This window comes from Pseudomonas sp. BS-2016 (assembly GCF_001806145.1).
In the GTDB taxonomy this organism is placed as follows: domain Bacteria; phylum Pseudomonadota; class Gammaproteobacteria; order Pseudomonadales; family Pseudomonadaceae; genus Aquipseudomonas; species Aquipseudomonas lundensis.
The window spans coordinates 194,811-211,275 of sequence record NZ_MLCT01000030.1 but is presented as its reverse complement, the minus strand read 5'-3'; the positions used below and the strand labels follow the sequence as shown (position 1 = coordinate 211,275).

16 protein-coding genes are annotated in these 16,465 nt (G+C 61.7%); 10 read left to right on the top strand and 6 right to left on the bottom strand.

Features of this window, described 5'->3' with window-relative positions:
- The first annotated feature begins 5 nt into the window (after positions 1-5).
- From kdpB to BKD70_RS16255, 4 genes are all read left to right on the top strand, one after another.
- Positions 6-2,078, top strand: coding sequence for a potassium-transporting ATPase subunit KdpB (gene kdpB, locus BKD70_RS16270; RefSeq protein WP_047274126.1), 2,073 nt, complete (start codon positions 6-8; stop codon positions 2,076-2,078).
- Positions 2,079-2,096: 18 nt separating this feature from the next.
- Positions 2,097-2,648, top strand: coding sequence for a potassium-transporting ATPase subunit KdpC (gene kdpC / locus BKD70_RS16265; RefSeq protein ID WP_047274128.1), 552 nt, complete (start codon positions 2,097-2,099; stop codon positions 2,646-2,648).
- 74 nt (positions 2,649-2,722) lie between these two features.
- Positions 2,723-5,389: a sensor histidine kinase KdpD gene (locus tag BKD70_RS16260; RefSeq protein ID WP_047274130.1), complete on the top strand. Its 2,667-nt coding sequence runs from the start codon at positions 2,723-2,725 to the stop codon at positions 5,387-5,389.
- 36 nt (positions 5,390-5,425) lie between these two features.
- Positions 5,426-6,115 (top strand): response regulator, encoded by a 690-nt coding sequence (locus tag BKD70_RS16255; RefSeq protein ID WP_047274132.1) that lies wholly within the window; start codon positions 5,426-5,428, stop codon positions 6,113-6,115.
- On the opposite strand, the gene BKD70_RS16250 is transcribed toward BKD70_RS16255, so the two are convergent.
- A complete protein-coding gene (locus tag BKD70_RS16250; RefSeq protein ID WP_047274134.1) occupies positions 6,112-7,152 on the bottom strand; it encodes a patatin-like phospholipase family protein in 1,041 nt (346 codons plus the stop codon). The genes BKD70_RS16255 and BKD70_RS16250 overlap by 4 nt on opposite strands.
- A gap of 154 nt (positions 7,153-7,306) precedes the next feature.
- On the opposite strand from BKD70_RS16250, the gene BKD70_RS16245 reads away from it, so the two are divergent.
- The 3 genes from BKD70_RS16245 to BKD70_RS16235 all read left to right on the top strand — a co-directional run bounded on the left by BKD70_RS16245 (position 7,307) and on the right by BKD70_RS16235 (position 9,253).
- Positions 7,307-7,585: a hypothetical protein gene (locus BKD70_RS16245; protein WP_047274136.1), complete on the top strand. Its 279-nt coding sequence runs from the start codon at positions 7,307-7,309 to the stop codon at positions 7,583-7,585.
- Between the two features lie 26 nt (positions 7,586-7,611).
- Complete coding sequence (locus BKD70_RS16240) at positions 7,612-8,379, top strand: CHAD domain-containing protein (protein ID WP_047274138.1); 768 nt, start codon at positions 7,612-7,614, stop codon at positions 8,377-8,379.
- A gap of 76 nt (positions 8,380-8,455) precedes the next feature.
- Positions 8,456-9,253, top strand: a complete 798-nt coding sequence (locus tag BKD70_RS16235; protein ID WP_047274140.1) for an acyl-CoA thioesterase II — start codon at positions 8,456-8,458, stop codon at positions 9,251-9,253.
- A gap of 134 nt (positions 9,254-9,387) precedes the next feature.
- Here the strand turns inward: BKD70_RS16235 and BKD70_RS16230 are convergent, their stop codons facing one another.
- The 3 genes from BKD70_RS16230 to BKD70_RS16220 form a co-directional block, all read right to left on the bottom strand.
- On the bottom strand, positions 9,388-9,642 hold the full coding sequence (locus tag BKD70_RS16230) for a hypothetical protein (RefSeq protein ID WP_052892149.1): 255 nt from the start codon (positions 9,640-9,642) through the stop codon (positions 9,388-9,390).
- A 99-nt stretch (positions 9,643-9,741) separates the two neighbouring features.
- Entirely contained in the window at positions 9,742-11,223 is a 1,482-nt protein-coding gene (locus BKD70_RS16225) for a methyl-accepting chemotaxis protein (RefSeq protein ID WP_047274142.1), read from the bottom strand.
- A 124-nt stretch (positions 11,224-11,347) separates the two neighbouring features.
- Positions 11,348-12,160, bottom strand: a complete 813-nt coding sequence (locus BKD70_RS16220) for a TatD family hydrolase (protein WP_047274144.1) — start codon at positions 12,158-12,160, stop codon at positions 11,348-11,350.
- Between the two features lie 238 nt (positions 12,161-12,398).
- Between BKD70_RS16220 and BKD70_RS16215 the strand changes: the two genes are divergently transcribed.
- From BKD70_RS16215 to BKD70_RS16205, 3 genes are all read left to right on the top strand, one after another.
- Positions 12,399-13,817, top strand: a complete 1,419-nt coding sequence (locus BKD70_RS16215) for a transglycosylase SLT domain-containing protein (protein WP_047274146.1) — start codon at positions 12,399-12,401, stop codon at positions 13,815-13,817.
- A gap of 103 nt (positions 13,818-13,920) precedes the next feature.
- Entirely contained in the window at positions 13,921-14,358 is a 438-nt protein-coding gene (locus BKD70_RS16210) for a DoxX family protein (RefSeq protein WP_047274147.1), read from the top strand.
- Between the two features lie 280 nt (positions 14,359-14,638).
- Complete coding sequence (locus BKD70_RS16205) at positions 14,639-14,947, top strand: hypothetical protein (protein WP_047274149.1); 309 nt, start codon at positions 14,639-14,641, stop codon at positions 14,945-14,947.
- A 52-nt stretch (positions 14,948-14,999) separates the two neighbouring features.
- Here BKD70_RS16205 and BKD70_RS16200 read toward each other — a convergent pair whose 3' ends face one another.
- Together BKD70_RS16200 and greB are read right to left on the bottom strand one after the other, a co-directional pair.
- Complete coding sequence (locus tag BKD70_RS16200) at positions 15,000-15,854, bottom strand: hypothetical protein (protein ID WP_047274151.1); 855 nt, start codon at positions 15,852-15,854, stop codon at positions 15,000-15,002.
- 109 nt (positions 15,855-15,963) lie between these two features.
- Positions 15,964-16,461, bottom strand: coding sequence for a transcription elongation factor GreB (greB, locus tag BKD70_RS16195; RefSeq protein ID WP_047274153.1), 498 nt, complete (start codon positions 16,459-16,461; stop codon positions 15,964-15,966).
- Positions 16,462-16,465: the final 4 nt, after the last annotated feature.

Below are 16,465 nucleotides of genomic sequence, written 5' to 3'. Positions count from 1 at the left end.
CGATGATGAGCATGCCAGCTCCTGTTAAAACCCTGACGCCTGCGCCTGACACCCAGGCGCCTGCGTCACCGAAAACCGCGTTTGCCGACCTGTGGCGTCCGGCGTTGTTACACGCATTCGTCAAGCTCGACCCGCGTCAGCTCAAGCGCTCGCCGGTGATGCTGGTGGTGGAACTGACGGCGGTCTTCACCACGATCTTGTGCGTGTTGCCCGACCCTGTGGTGCCCACCGGCGTAGCGCTGCAAATCGCCGTGTGGTTGTGGTTTACCGTGCTGTTTGCCAACTTCGCCGAAGCCCTGGCCGAGGGTCGGGGCAAGGCGCGGGCTGACAGCCTGAAAGCAGGCAGCGTGGGGTTGAGTGCGCGCCGCCGCACGGCCAACGGCAGCTTTGAAGTGGTGCCAGCCACGCGCTTGCGCAAAGGCGATGTGGTGCGTGTCGAAGCCGGTGAGATGATCCCCGGTGACGGTGAGGTGATTGAAGGCATTGCCGCGGTCAACGAAGCGGCGATCACCGGCGAGTCAGCCCCGGTGATTCGCGAGTCGGGCGGTGATCGTTCGGCCGTCACAGGCAATACGCGGCTGGTGTCGGACTGGCTGTTGGTACAGATCAGCGCCAATCCCGGCGAGTCGACACTGGACCGCATGATCGCGCTGGTCGAAGGCGCCAAACGCCAGAAAACGCCCAACGAAGTGGCGCTGGATATTCTGCTGATCGGCCTGACCCTGATCTTTCTGATCGTGGTCGTGACCTTGCAGCCCTTCGCCTATTTTGCGGGTGGCAGTCTGCCGTTGGTGTTTCTGGTTGCGCTGTTGGTGACGCTGATCCCGACCACCATCGGTGGCTTACTGTCGGCCATCGGCATTGCCGGTATGGACCGGCTGGTGCGCCTGAACGTGATTGCCAAGTCCGGCCGCGCGGTGGAGGCCGCCGGTGACGTGCACGTGTTGATGCTGGACAAGACAGGCACCATCACTTTCGGCAATCGCCGCTGCACGGCGCTGTATGCCGCCCCCGGCGTGACCGCGATGGAGCTGGCTCAGGGCGCGCTGTTGGCGTCGCTGGCGGACGAGACGGCGGAGGGCAAGTCGATTGTCGAGTTCATCCGTGGCCTGCACGCGCTGCCAGAGCCGGAGGCGCACGCAATCACAGCAGTGCCGTTCACGGCTGAAACGCGGCTCTCGGGGGTCGATTACAACGACCGGGTGTACCGCAAGGGCGCTGTGGATTCGGTGCTGGCCTTTATCGGCCTGAAACGCGATGAGGTCGCCCCGGCCTTGTCCCGTGAAATCGACAAAATTGCCCAGAGTGGCGGCACGCCGTTGCTGGTGTGCGTGCAAGGCAAGCTGCTCGGCGCGATTCACCTCAAGGACGTGGTCAAGCCCGGCATCCGCGAGCGTTTTGCCGAACTGCGCAAGCTGGGGATCCGCACGGTCATGGTGACCGGCGACAACCCGCTGACCGCCGCGGCGATTGCGGCCGAGGCGGGGGTCGATGATGTGTTGGCAGAAGCCACGCCGGAGAAAAAACTGGCGCGCATCCGCCAGGAGCAGAACGACGGCCGTCTGGTGGCGATGTGCGGCGACGGCGCCAACGACGCACCGGCGCTGGCACAGGCCGACGTGGGCATGGCCATGAACGACGGCACCCAGGCGGCCCGCGAAGCCGCCAACATGGTCGACCTCGACAGCGACCCCACCAAGTTGCTGGATGTGGTGCAGATCGGTAAAGAGTTGCTGGTGACCCGGGGCGCGCTGACCACGTTCTCGATTGCCAACGACGTGGCCAAGTATTTCGCCATCCTGCCAGCGCTGTTTGCCACGATTTACCCGCAACTGGGGGTGCTCAACGTGATGCACCTCAACAGCCCGCAAAGCGCCATCCTGTCCGCGATTGTGTTTAACGCGCTGATTATCGTGGTGCTGATCCCGCTGGCCTTGCGCGGCGTGCGGGTGCAGGCGGCGAGTGCCGCGCAACTGCTGCGTCGCAACCTGCTGATTTACGGGCTGGGCGGGCTGGTGGTGCCGTTTGTGGGCATCAAGCTGATCGACATGCTGCTCACGGCGCTGCATCTGGTTTAACCCGAGGAGGAACGCAACATGGCTACTCTTTTACGTCCGGCCCTGAGCCTGATGGTGCTGTTGACGGCCATCACCGGGGTGATCTACCCGCTGACCGTGACCGGGATCGCGCAACTGGCGTTTCCCGATCAGGCCAATGGCAGCCTGGTGCGCGATGCGGACGGCAGCGTGCGCGGTTCGCAGTTGATCGCCCAGGCCTTCACCGGCGAACAATGGTTTCACTCGCGGCCCTCGGCCGGGGCCTACGCCACGGTGTCGAGCGCGGCCAGCAACCTGGCGCCCAGCAACCCGGCGCTGGCGGCGCGGATCAAGGACAGCGCCGCCGAATGGGCCGTGCCCGAACAGGGGCCAGTGCCGCTGGCAATGCTGACGACATCCGCCAGCGGGCTGGATCCGCACTTGCCACCTGAGGCAATACGCTATCAACTGCCACGTGTGGCTGCGGCCCGAGGCTTGCCGGTGCAAACGGTCGAGCACTTGCTGCAGGCGCACATCGAGCAGCCGTGGGTTGGGCCGCCGGTGGTGAACGTGCTGAACCTGAACCGGGCGCTGGCCCAGCTCACACCCTGAGCCATCTGCCGCCGTTGTCGCTGCCGCCTGTTGCGGCAGCGACCGCGTTGATCTCCATTTGAATAGGTAAAGACATGACAGATTCCGGTCGCGCCGATGCGTTGTTAGCGGATTTGCCTCGGGCTGGCCGTGGCCGGCTCAAGGTGTTTCTGGGCGCGGCCCCGGGCGTGGGCAAGACCTACGCCATGCTTCAGGCAGCCCACACCCAGGTGCGTCAGGGTGTCCGGGTGCTGGTCGGGGTGGTGGAAACCCATGGCCGCGCCGAAACCCAGGCCCTGCTCAACGGCCTGGCGCAACAGCCTTTGGTGCGCTCGCAATACCGCGGCGTGCAGCTTGAAGAAATGGACCTGGATGGCCTGCTGCACGCCCGGCCCGCATTGGTGCTGGTGGACGAATTGGCCCACAGCAACGCGCCCGGCAGTCGCCACGCCAAACGCTGGCAGGACGTGCAGGAATTGCTGGCCGCCGGGATAGATGTCTACACCACGGTCAACGTCCAGCATCTGGAAAGCCTCAACGATCAGGTGCGCGGCATCACCGGGGTGCACGTGCGCGAAACCCTGCCGGACTGGATCGTGCAGGAAGCCTATGAACTGTTGCTGATCGACCTGCCGCCCCGCGAACTGCTGGAGCGGCTGCGCGATGGCAAAGTGTATGTGCCCGAACAGGCCCGCGCGGCCATCGATGCCTTTTTCACCCAGACCAACCTCAATGCCCTGCGCGAATTGGCCATGCAGACCGCGGCGGTGTATGTCGATGATGAGCTGGACAAAGGCTATCGCCAGTTGGGTCAGGCTGCCCCGGCGTTGCGCGGGCGGTTGCTGGTGGGCATTGATGGCGATGCACAGGCCGAGCGGCTGGTGCGTCACGCCAGCCGGGTAGCCGAGCGCCGGCATTTGCCATGGAGTCTGGTACACGTGGACAACGGCAGTGCGCGGGACGAGCACTCGCGGTTGCGCCTGCAAAGCGCGCAGCAATTGGCTGAGCGTCTGGGGGGCGAGGTGGTGTTGCTGCGCGCGGGCGAAGTGGCGAAAACCCTGATTCAGCACGCCGCCGAGCGCCGCGCCAGCCTGCTACTGGTGGGCCAGTCACGGCCGAACTGGCGCAGGAAATGCTTCGGCGGCGGCCTGGCATCTCGCTTGTTGCGCGATGCCCACGGGCTGGAAATCAATGTGCTCGATAACGAGCAGGCACCGGATGCCACGCCGCGTCGGCGCGTGGGGTCGCTGGTGTGGTTCGACTACGGTCTGGCGCTGCTGGCGACCGTGCTGGCCAGTGCGTTGGCCTGGGGGGTGTCCAGCGTGCTGGCGTTGCCCAATATTTCGATGGTGTTTCTGGCGGCCGTGCTGCTGGTGGCGGTGCGCAGCAGCCTGGGACCTGCGCTGGCCTGTGCAGCGATGTCCTTTTTGACCTATGACTTTTTATTCATCCCGCCGAACTTCTCGTTCAGTATCCAGCGCGAAGAAGACGTGCTGACGCTGGTGTTCTTCCTGCTCATGGCCGCCTTGACCGGCAACCTCGCGGCCCGTCAGCGCCGCCAGTTGCAGGCGCTGCGCGAGACCCAGCAAGAGACCAGCGAGCTATTGGACCTGTCGCGCAAACTGACCGCTGCCACCGACCGCAAAGCGGTGGTCAACGCCGCCGCCCAGCATTTGAGCGGCTGGAAAGAACTCAACCTGTGCCTGCTCAACCGTGATGGCAGCGGCGGCTGGACCGTGGAAACCGGAGGGCCGTTGACCTTCAACGAGGCCGAGCGCGCGGCGGCCGACTGGGCCTGGAATCACGAGCAACCGGCGGGCAAAGGCACCGGCACTTTACCGATGGGCCGTTGGTGGTGGTGGCCGTTGACGGTGGACGACGGTCCATTGGCCTTGCTGGGCGTCAGCCCGAAAGAAGGCCAGAGCTTGACCGGTCAGCGGCGGCGCCTGCTGATGGCCCTCAGCCAACCATTGGCACAGGCGCTGGCCCGTGCGCAATTGGCCCAGGACCTTGAAGCCGCCCGCCTGCATGGCGAAACCGAACAATTGCGCAGCGCCTTGCTGGCCTCCGTGTCCCACGACCTGCGCACCCCGCTGACCACCATGCGCGGCAGTATCGACACGCTGCTTGCGCTGGGCGAGGCGATCCCGCTTGAGGACCGGCGCGAGTTGCTGGAGGGCACCCGTGACGAGGCCGAGCGCCTGGACCGTTACATCCAGAACCTGCTGGACATGACCCGTCTGGGGCATGGGGCCTTGAAGCTGGCGCGGGACTGGGTGTCGCCGACGGACATCGTCGCCAGTGCGTTGAACCGGCTGCGGGCGGTGCTCGCGCCGTTGCAGGTGCAGGTCGACGTGGCGCCACAATTGCCGCTGTTACACATTCACGCGGCGTTGATCGAGCAGGCACTGGTCAACGTCCTGGAAAACGCCGCACGCTTTTCACCGCCCCATGGCGTGCTGCAACTGGTGGCCGGGGCCGATCAACAGGAGCTGTGGTTTGCCGTGAGCGATCAAGGGCCGGGTATCCCGGAAGAAGACCGGGCGAAGATTTTCGACATGTTTTACACCGCTGCCCGCGGCGACCGGGGCGGGCAGGGCACGGGGCTGGGGCTGGCGATCTGTCAGGGCATGGTCGGCGCCCATGGCGGGCGCATCAGTGTGGGCGAGGGCATCGGCGGGCGCGGCACGTGCATCACCTTGCACTTGCCGCTGCCTGAACAGCCGCTGCCGGAAGGGGAAGAGCCGCCCCGTGAAGCCTGATATTCTGCGCGCCTCTTTGCACGGTGAACCCACGCCATGAGCCAACCCACCACCGTTTTGGTCATTGATGACGAACCGCAGATCCGCAAGTTTTTGCGCATCAGCCTGGTGTCCCAGGGGTATCAGGTGCTCGAAGCGGCCACGGGCGCCGACGGCTTGAGTCTGGCCGCGCTGCAGAAACCGGATCTGCTGGTGCTCGACCTCGGCCTGCCGGACATGGACGGCCAGCACGTGCTGCGCGAGTTTCGCGAATGGTCAGGGGTGCCGGTGCTGGTACTTTCGGTGCGGGCCAGCGAAGCGCAAAAGGTCGAAGCGCTGGATGGCGGCGCCAATGACTACGTGACCAAACCCTTCGGCATTCAGGAGTTTCTGGCGCGCGTCCGTGCGTTGTTGCGTCAGGCTCCGGCGGGCGAGGTGCAGCAGGCCGCCGTGGCCGTGGGGCCCTTGACCGTGGACCTGGCCTATCGCCGTGTAGTGCTGGACGGCGTCGAAGTCGCCCTGACGCGCAAGGAATATGCCGTGCTGGCGCAGTTGGCGCGCCATCCGGGTCGGGTCATCACCCAGCAGCAACTGCTCAAGGATATTTGGGGCCCAACCCATGTCGAGAACAGCCATTACTTGCGCATTGTGGTCGGTCATTTGCGGCAAAAGCTGGCCGATGACCCGACCCGCCCGCGCTTTATCCTGACCGAACCGGGCGTGGGGTATCGCTTGCTGGACGCTTAGGGGGTTTCACTCTCATAGCGGTCCAGGGTGTCGCTGGCAATCTCGCGGCCCAAGGCGATCAATTCGGGCGCCTTGTAAAACTCGAAAAACCGGCACACCCGCTTGGGCACGTTAATCAGAATGTCGGGCGGATAACCGGCGATCTTGTATTGCGCCAGTGACGTCTGCATGACCTCGAAGCTCTGGTTGATCAAATCCAGCAGCGACGCCGGGCCGACGTTGTCGATGATGAATGAACCTGAAGCGGATTTGGGCGCGCCTTCTTGGGTCGGGGCGGCGGCCGGTTGCTGGCCGTCGGGGCGCGACGATTCAATCCAGGGATTGGGCGGGGTATCCGGGGCAGGCGTGAGCAGCGCTTGTTCCAGCTCCAGCAGGTCGTTTGCATGTTTATTGCGAAAGGGGATGTGTGAGCCGAGGGAGTTCATCAGGTTGTCGAAACGGCTTTTGAACGCCGGGGCACGTTGAATGACGGGCAACTGGTAGCCGTTTTGGAGGGTGGAGTTCAGGTTAACGGCGATGATCAGGTCGCAATGGCTGGAGACCACCGGCACGATGGGCAGCGGGTTGAGCAGGCCGCCGTCGACCAGCATGCGGCTGCCCTGCATCACCGGGGTAAACAGGCTGGGAATCGCCGCCGAGGCCCGCATTGCCTGATGCAGACAGCCTTCCTGAAACCAAATTTCCTGTTGGTGGGTCAGGTCCGTGGCCACGGCGGTGTAGGGGATACGCAAGTCTTCGATGTTGATCTCGCCAACGATGTTGCGAATTTGACCGAACACTTTTTCCCCACGAATGGCGCCCAGGCGAAAGCTAACGTCCACCAGCCGCAACACATCGAGATAGTCCAGGCTTTGAATCCAGTCGCGGTACAGATCCAGCTTGCCAGCCGCGTAAATGCCCCCCACCACGGCCCCCATCGAGCAACCGGCAATGCAGGCGATGTCGTAGCCACGGCGTTCGAGTTCCTCAATGACGCCAATGTGGGCGTACCCTCGGGCGCCACCCGAGCCCAGCACCAATGCAACGCGCTTTTTCATGAATCAATCCTTGGCCAGTGAGGTGCTAACAATGCAATGCCTTTTCCTGAATGGGCAAGCTAGTCTTGCAAAGACGGCGCGCCGGGGCAGGGCACTTTCTACCTGCTTTTGCGTCTTAGCCTCTAATTAACATTAATTGTTTGAGGGTATGTCCATGAAAGCTCTGATCTGTGTGCCGTTGATGGCGTTGATGCTGGCCGGTTGTGCGGGCAAAACGGCCTACCGTGACAGTTGCGCGACGCAGCTGGATGCCGCCTGGCACGAGCTGGACCTGGCCAAGGCCGAAGGGTTTGCAGGCACGATCAGCTATTCCAAGGCCCTGTCGTTGCTGACCGGGGCTAAAACTCAACAACAGTTCGAAGCGTTTGAAGGCTGCTCGAAAAAAGCCGAGAAAGCGCGTTTTTATATTCGTGAGTCACGCGCGGGTCGTTAAACCGGTGCGGGACGGGGAGGGGAAGGATGTCTGAATGGGTTGACAAGATTGTGGCGAACATCGTGCGTCTGGAGGTCAGGTTGCTGGCCTGTCAGGCGCGCTTGCAGGCCGAAACCGACCCCGAAGCCTTGCATGATTTGCGCACCACGGTGCGCCGTCTGCGCAGCCTACTAAGACCACTGCGGGGGTTGCCGGGGGTGGTGCAGCTGGAAATGGCGGCCTCACAGGTGGGTGCTCTGACTACGCCGCTGCGCGATCTGGAAGTGCTGGCGGCGTATTTGCAGCAACAGGGGCACGCGCAACTGGCTGAGCGTCGGTTGTCGCAACTGGCTGGCAGCTATCTCGCCGTGGCCGAAAGCGCGCAGTTGGCGCAACTGCTGATGATCCTTGACGTCTTCCCACGGTTTCTGCGGGCCGCCCAGCGTGAAGGGTTGCTGCGCGGGTTGCGCCCGCGCATCGAAAAGGTGCTCGAAAAACAGTGGCAGACCCTACAAAAGGCGCTGAATGACCCCGGCCATGACCGGCACCGTGTGCGTTTGCTGATTAAACGCGTGCGCTATGCCGCCGAGGCCTACCCCGAACTGGATCGCTTGCCGCCGAGGGTGCTGGTACGCCTTAAAGAGGCGCAAAAAGCCCTGGGCGACTGGCACGATGCCTGGCAATGGTTGTTGCAGGCCGAGCAGCAGCCGGACTTGCAGCCCTGTGTCGAGGGCTGGCGTGACACCCTGGCCCTTGGTGAACAGGACGCCGACCGCGCGTTGATCAAGTTGAGCGCGGCCTGTTTTCACTCATGATTTGGCCGAATCAAGCGCTGTGCTGCCTGCGGCGGGTGCGTAGTATCTGCGTCTGATGATCCATACCGAGGTGCTCATGCAGTTTTCAGAATTGGTTGCGGCGGTGCGTCATAACCCGTCGTCCGTCACGATTCCGGCCGATTGGGGTCAGGGACGCGCGACATTTGGCGGTTTGATGGCGGCCTTGCAGTATGAGGCAATGCGTGCCCAAGTCCCTGCGCAGCGTGCTTTACGCTCGCTGTCGGTGAGCTTCGTCGGGCCTGTGGCCCCGGATGTGCCGGTTAGCTTTGAAGTCGAAGTGCTGCGTGAAGGCAAGGCCGTCACGCAGGTGCTGGGCAGGGCGCTGCAACAGGGTCAGGTGGTGACGCTGGTTCAAGGCAGCTTCGGGGCGCCACGCGAATCGTCCGTCAAGGTGCAGAGCCTGCCGGCGCCGGACATGAAGCCCGTCGACAGCTGCCCGCTGTTGCCCTACATCAAAGGCATCACGCCGGAATTCATGCGGCATTTGTCGATGGGCTGGGCGGTAGGCGCCTTGCCATTTACCGGCAAGGGCGGGCGTGAAATGGGCGGCTGGGTGCGGTTTGCGGGTGAGGTCAAGGACGAACCCCTGACCGAAACCCACGTGCTGGCCCTGGTCGATGCCTGGCCCCCGGCGTTGCTGCCGCTGCTGGACAAGCCCGCCGCCGGTAGCACTTTGACCTGGACCATTGAGTTTGTGCAGCCGCAGGTTCACATCAGCACCCTTGAGTGGTGCAAATACCTGGCCGTGATCGAGCATGCGCAGGATGGGTATGGCCATGTGGCGGCTAATCTGTGGTCGCCTGCGGGCGAGCTGATTGCGATCAGCCGCCAGACCGTCACGGTGTTTGGCTAGGGGATGAAAGCCCACGTGGCGCAGCGCGGCGTTGATCGATGCTTATTGGCTACAACCCAACCCCGATTCTCTCGCCTTGCCCTGCACCCCCGTGGGTGTTCGTCGCGGCGGCTATTAAACGGGAACCGCCCCAGTCAGAACGCCTGACTGTGTGGTTCTTCATGCGCCTTGTGACGCTGGTGTTGCAGGCGTGTGGCCGCAAACAGCGTCACCAGGCCGATCACCGCGCTGGTGGCGTTGCCACTGAAGATGCCCGAGGCCAGTAGCAGAAAGGCCACCACCATCAACGCGACAGCCATCAGGTCAATCGCCTGATGCGAGGCGCTTGCATGGCTCTGTGGGTTCGAGCGCCATTGCCAGGCAGGCAGGTTGGGATGACGTTTGCCCATGATTGCACTCCTTGTTCGAGGGTTCAGCGATGGCTGAACCGGATGAACAGAGGATAGGCCCGCGCAAGGCACGCGGCGAATCGACAATGGCTATTGGCCTTATAGCTTTAACTGACCGATGGCCCGGTTCAATTCACCGGCCAGCGTCGCCAACTGGTTACTGGTCGTGGCTGAGTCGACGGTTTGTTGGACTGTGTTTTCAGTGACGTCGCGGATGCTGACCACGGCGCGGTTCATTTCTTCGGCAACATGGCTCTGCTCCTGGGCGGCCACCGCAATTTGCGTGTTGCTCTCGCGCATCTTGGCCACCGCGTCGGTGATTTCCGCCAGCGCCTCGCCCGCCTCTTGGGCCTGCTGCACGCAGTCATCGGCCTTGAACGAGCTTTCCTGCATGAAGTCCACCGCGTCTCGGGTGCCCGCTTGCAGGGCCGATACCATGGTGGTGATTTCGTCTGTCGAGGCTTGCACGCGCTTGGCCAGGTTGCGCACCTCATCGGCCACCACGGCAAACCCGCGACCCATCTCGCCAGCCCGGGCGGCCTCAATCGCCGCGTTGAGCGCCAGCAGGTTGGTTTGCTCGGCAATGCTGTGAATCACACTGACGACGCCGTTGATCTTCTGACTGTCTTGGGCCAATTGCTGAATCATCTCGGCGGTTTGTTGCACGCCGTTGGACAGGCTGGCGATGGAGTCCTGAACCCGGCTGACCACTTGCTGACCACTGCCGGCGAGGGTGTCGGCGGTTTGCGACAGGTCGCGGGTGGCGCCAGCGTGCTGGGCAATGTGATAGACCGTGGCAGACATTTCATTGATGGCAGTGGCGGCCTGATCGGTTTCGCTTTGCTGGCCGAGCATGCCATGACGCACTTCGTCCATGCTGCTGGCCAGTCGCGCGGCACCGGCATCCAATTGCGCGGCGGTGTCGGCGACGGTCTGTACGATACGTTGATAACCGGCTTGCATGGCATTGAAGGCCCCCGCCATTTGCCCCACCTCGTCGGTGCACGCCAAGGGCACGCGGGCGGACAGGTCGCCGGTTTTTTCGACGTGCAGCATCACGTCTTTGAGCGTGTTGAGCTGGCTGAGCAAGAACTGAATCAACAGTTGCGAAGCGCAGAGCATCGCCAGCATCAGCACGAACACCGCTACCGCGTAGTTCGCCAGACGCTCGACAAACACTTGCGCCAGGCTTGGCGCGTAGGCCAGTACCGCAACCCGTTGGCCGTCAGGGCGGGTGATGACCTCGGCGCCCAGCAGCGGGTTGTGCCCGAAGAACGGCATGGCGTGGAGGGAGACCCACCCATTGCCCTCACTGAGTTGCGGCAGGGGGTGTTCGTCCACGGTGGGAACCTGGCCCGGACTCATCGGCAGCAAGAAGTCGACGGCGGGCAAGGCTTGACCGCCCGGCCACGCACTGAGCAATTGCGCCTGCGCATGGGCATTCGCGCGGGCGGCATCGGCGCGCGATTGTTGTTCGAGTTGCACGGCGTAGAGCACCAGCAACAGCGTGGTGACGAAGGCCACCGCGTTGACGGCCCAGAATTTGTATTTGAGCGAGATGTTGCTAAGCCAGGCACCCATGGAAGGTCTTCTCTGATTTGGCGGAAACAATATTGGCAAGGTGCCATCATTGTGCCGTCAAACCATGACGATCTTGTTGATGTGGGTCAAGGGCGTGAACCTGTGAGGGCTCACCCCTGTTGCCTCAAACGTGTTGCAGGGTCGGCAAGCCAAAAAAGGCGCGGGCACAGGCGGTGCTGTGTTCGGCAAGATCGGCTTCGCTTTCACCCCGGTGCAGCGCCACTTCACGCAGGACTTCGGGGAGGTAGGCCGGTTCGTTGCGACCGTTTTTGGGTTTTGGGCGCAGGGTGCGGGGCAGCAAATACGGCGCGTCACTCTCGAGCATCAATCGACCGCGGGGAATGTTGCGCACCAGCGGGTGCAAATGCGTTCCGCGGCGTTCGTCGCAGATCCAGCCCGTGATGCCGATGTGCAGATCCAGGTCCAGATAACTGAACAGCGCCTTCTGCTCGCCGGTGAAGCAATGCACCACGGCAGCCGGCAGGCGGTCGCGGTAGTCGCGCAGGATTTCCAGCAGGCGCTGATTGGCGTCGCGCTCGTGCAAGAACACGGGCAGTTGTAAATCCACAGCCATCGCCAAGTGTTCTTCGAGCACTTTTTCCTGTTGCGGGCGTGGCGAAAAATCACGGTTGAAGTCCAGGCCGCATTCGCCCACAGCAAGCACCCGTGGCTCTGTGAGCAAGGCATGTAAACGCCGGGCGCTGTCAGTGTTCCAGTCGCTGGCCGAATGCGGATGGATGCCCGCTGTCGAGAACAGCCGCGTGGCGCTTTCATCCTGCTCATGGCACAACTGCAAGGCGTGCTCGCTGCCGTCTACGCTGGTGCCGGTGAGCACCAATTGGCACACGCCAGCGGCGTAGGCACGCTCCAGCACGGCCTCATGTTTGCCGTCGAAGCTGGGGTTGGTCAGGTTGACGCCGATATCGATGAGTTGCATGGTGCTACCTCAGGCCACAGGCCGCGAAGCATATCAGAGCTGTCGATTTAATAAGAAAAACCAAGAACTACAGAGAGTTGTGGTTGTCTTTGAATGCCGCAATTGCGCAATTCCCGGTACAGGATTCGCTGTATCCGCGCAATTGCACACGGCTCGCAGCGCACCTTATGCCCCAAAAGGGCGACCGGTTGTCGGGTAATCCGGCACGCTGACGGGCTGTATTCTTTGCGGAGAACGGATGACAAGACTGACGCTGTGGATTGCGCTGTGCCTGATGCTGTTGCCCGGTCTGGCAACGGCACGCCTGCCCGGACCGCTCCAGGCGGCGCAGCCGAGTCAGGTCCGCGATCTGGCGCAGATTCGTAGTAGCCAGGTGCTGCGCGTGCTGGTCAACCAAAGCCGCAACAGTTCCGGTGAAGTGCAGGGCCAGTCGATTGGTGTCGAATACCATCGCTTGCGGGCCTTCGAGCGTTACCTCAACGGCCATGCGCGAACGGGTCAACAGATCACCCTCAAAATCATCCCTAAAGCCAAAGATCAACTGCTGGGTGCGCTGTTGCGCGGCGAAGGCGACTTAATGGCGCCCGGCGAGCTGCTGGACGTCAAGCCGAGCCATGCCATTAGCCCGAGCGAGCCGATCATTGATCGCGTGTCGCTGATTCTCGTGGGGGTCAAGGGTGAGCGACGCTTCACCCGTCTTGAGCAATTGTCGGGCCGCACGGTGGCGCTGACGACGGGCAGTGCGGCTGGCGAAGCGGTGAACCTGATCAATCAAAAACTGGCACTGCGCAAACTGCCGCCGGTGAAAATCGAATGGGTGGACCCGACCCTGGCGGTCGAAGATGTGCTGGAGATGGTGCAAGCCAAAATCTACCACCTGACCCTGGTCGAACAGCCGATTGCCGAGCGTTGGGCCGCGTTGATGCCCAAGCTGCGCTTTGATCGCAAAGTGCTGGTCAGCGAGCCGGGGGCCATGCGCTGGTACGTGCGTCGCGATGCGTCGATGTTGCGGGCCAGCATCGATCGCTTCCTGACGACCTACAGCGTGCCTGACGATCAGAATGTGGCGTTCGAGCGCGTCTATCGACGCCTGTATCGCGTGCACTACCCGCTGGCGCGGGCAGACCGGCAGAAGCTTGAAAAACTGCGCCCGGTGCTGCAAAAGCATGCGCAGCAACAAGGCATGGACTGGCTCAATCTGGCGGCGCTGGCGTTCAAGGAGTCCACGCTGAACCCGAATGCCAAAGGCTCGGGCGGCGCAATGGGGCTGTTGCAGATTACGCCCTCGGCGGCGCAGCGGGTGGGCGTCAACAATATTCAAAGCGTCGACAGCAATGTGCAGGCGGGTGCCAAGTACCTGGCGATGATCCGGCGCAAGTTCTTTGCCAGCCCCAAATTAAATGAACGCGAGCGCATGGCGTTCGTGCTGGCGGCTTACAACATGGGGCCCGAACGCGTGCAGGCCATGCGCGCAGAGGCCCGGCGCAGGGGGCTTAATCCCAATCAATGGTTCTTTCAGGTAGAGCGCATTGCCATGGAGCAGGTGGGAATGGGGGCGGTCAGCTATGTTAATAGTGTGAATAAATACTATTTGGCCTTCGACCGGGAACGCGACGCCCTGGAGCCCGCTGAACCGAAGTTGGCTTCCCGCAAATAATCGATAAATCCGATTGTTATTGGGCATTTATTCGACTTTTAACCGGATAAAAACTGATTAATATGGCGCCACTCCCAACCTGACTGACGAAAAGGACTGCACCATGAACAAATTGACCCACACCGTTTTGGGGACTCACGCGGGCTACGGCTTGACCGTGTTACGGGTTCTGGTCGGCATTATCTTCGCCGCCCACGGTTCGCAAAAACTCTTTGGCTGGTTTGGCGGGGGCGGTCTGGCGGGTACGGCGCAATGGATGGAAAGCATCGGTCTGGCGCCCGGGACCCTGATGGCGCTGCTCTCGGGCGGGACGGAGTTCTTTGGCGGGCTGGCGCTGATCATTGGGCTGCTGGCGCGGCCTGCCGCACTGGGGCTGACCTTTACCTTGCTGGTGGCGATTTTCACGGTGCATATCAGTAACGGTCTGTTCATGGCCAACAACGGCTATGAATTCGCCCTGGCGCTGCTGGGCGGCACCTTGGCGGTATTGATCGAGGGCGCGGGCAAATTGTCCCTGGATCAGGCGATTGCCCATAAGTAAGCCCAAAGGCCTGCTCGTCTGACCTGACTACAGACGAGCAGGCGGGTAGCTGTCAGGGGTTCACTGCCCGGCGGACTGCCTCAGAACGTGATTCTTGACAGTTGTAACCGGGTTTATCTAGGATGTTTTCTTGCGCCGATTTAAACAGCTACTTGCGGGGCGCCGGGTGTTCGACTGAACACCCAAGAGGCTTGTAACAGGCCTTGAAATACCGCTAAAGCGCTGGTTCGGTGTTGCCTCTCACCTGCCACGCAGAATCCTGAGGCGGAGAAACCGATAGATGAGTCAGCCACGTCCCCTTGTACGTCTTGCGCCGATCACGGCGAATCAAACCTTTCGTAATCCAAAAATCCTGTTGGGCGGCAAACACCAGCCGACGCTGTTGCGTTATCTGGACGGTTGGCCGCGTCGAAAGGGACGGGCTTCAGCATTTTTGATTCAGTTTGTAGAAGGCGACGACAGCCTGGCGCGGTTTGCCAATGACAGTTTTGATCTGGCCGTGATTCAGTCGCCCACTGCCCAACAGGCCGAGTCGGTGATTCGCAACTTGATACGCATATCCCGCCAAGGGCTGATTACCTTGCGTTGAGGCACACGTGCGCCGAGTGTTTTGAACAATGCCCGGCGCCTCCATAAGCGTGTCAGGTTACACGTTGGGCTTTGACTTGATTGGCGTGTTTGCAGTTGTTGACCAGTTCACTGCGGGTTGCCCAGTCGGTATTAATAATGAAGAAATTTTGAATGTAACTTTCTGAATGCTCCGACTTGAACCACTGATTGATTACCTCTTTGAAATCATCAGGCACATGCAGCGGCAAGACATATTTCGCGCACTGGATGGCAACCAACGCGTTTCGCGCTTTGTAACGGGTAATGGTGCTGTCCATAAAGTGTTTGAGGTCAGCTGTCGAGATCAGGTTTTTACCGCTCCAACGTTGATCGACGCCCTCCCAGAGCGACGTCGAGCTGGTGTAATGGTTGTAAGCCGCGACCACGTTGGCTCCCGGATGGGTGGTGTAGAGTTCATCGAGCGTTAAACCGGCCCATTTTTCAGACACGAGGCGTTCGCCCAGCATGGAGAGGATCAGCGCCTGAAGTTCGCTGTGCGCCTCTGCCGTAAAGTCCCTGAACTCATGAAAGTCCAGCACGACGATCTCTTTAAATGCCCGTTCATCCGCGTAAAACGTCTTTAGCGCTTGCAGGATGTCGCCAGCGACCGTGCGCCCGGATGAGGTTTTGTGGAACAGTTGAAAGCGCCGCGCATCACCGGGCGGATACTTGCCGTAAAACGCGACCCTTAAATCCAGTGCCCTGATGCCGTGCCTGAGTTGGTGAAGGGGGGCGAAGTCTTGGGTGATTTCTTGTGGCCACTGGAAGTCGGGTGCTTGTTTATCGCTGCCTGAATCATGACTGCCGGGCAGGATGAGTTCGCCGATGCGCAGTCTGTTGATGTCAGGGACTTCACTCATCCAGTAATGGTTAGTTGTTGTGCTCATGGTCTTTCGCTCCTTGAATGACCGTTGGTGGATACACCTGAGCATAGAAGGGGAACTGAGCTTTTAAACGGCTGCTACATATGCCGCTACATCTTTGTGGGGGTATCGGTCAGGGGTAATCGATGGCGACGATATACACCCACTGTTCGCCGGTGGGTGTCTGGACCTGCACTTCAGCATCCAGCGCCTTGCCGATCAGCGCGCGCGCCAGAGGCGAGTCAATGCTGATCAAGCCTTGTTTCAAATCCAGCTCATCCGGGCCCACGATGCGGTAACGCGCCTGCTTGCCGTCTTCATCCTCAATGGTGACCCACGCCCCGAAATACACTTTGTTGGGGTCGCTGGGCTTGTCGCTGACCACTTTGAGGCTTTCGAGGCGCTTGGTCAGAAACCGCACGCGGCTGTCGATTTCACGCAGCATCTTTTTGCCGTAGGTGTATTCGGCGTTTTCCGAGCGATCGCCCTGCGCCGCAGCCTCGCTGACAGACTGCGTGACTTGCGGGCGACGCACGTGCCACAACTCGTGCAGTTCGGCCCGCATCCGCGCTTCACCTTCGGGGGTGATCAGCGCGGTGCCGGCGGGGCGAGGGGGGCGGTAGCGGCTCATGGGC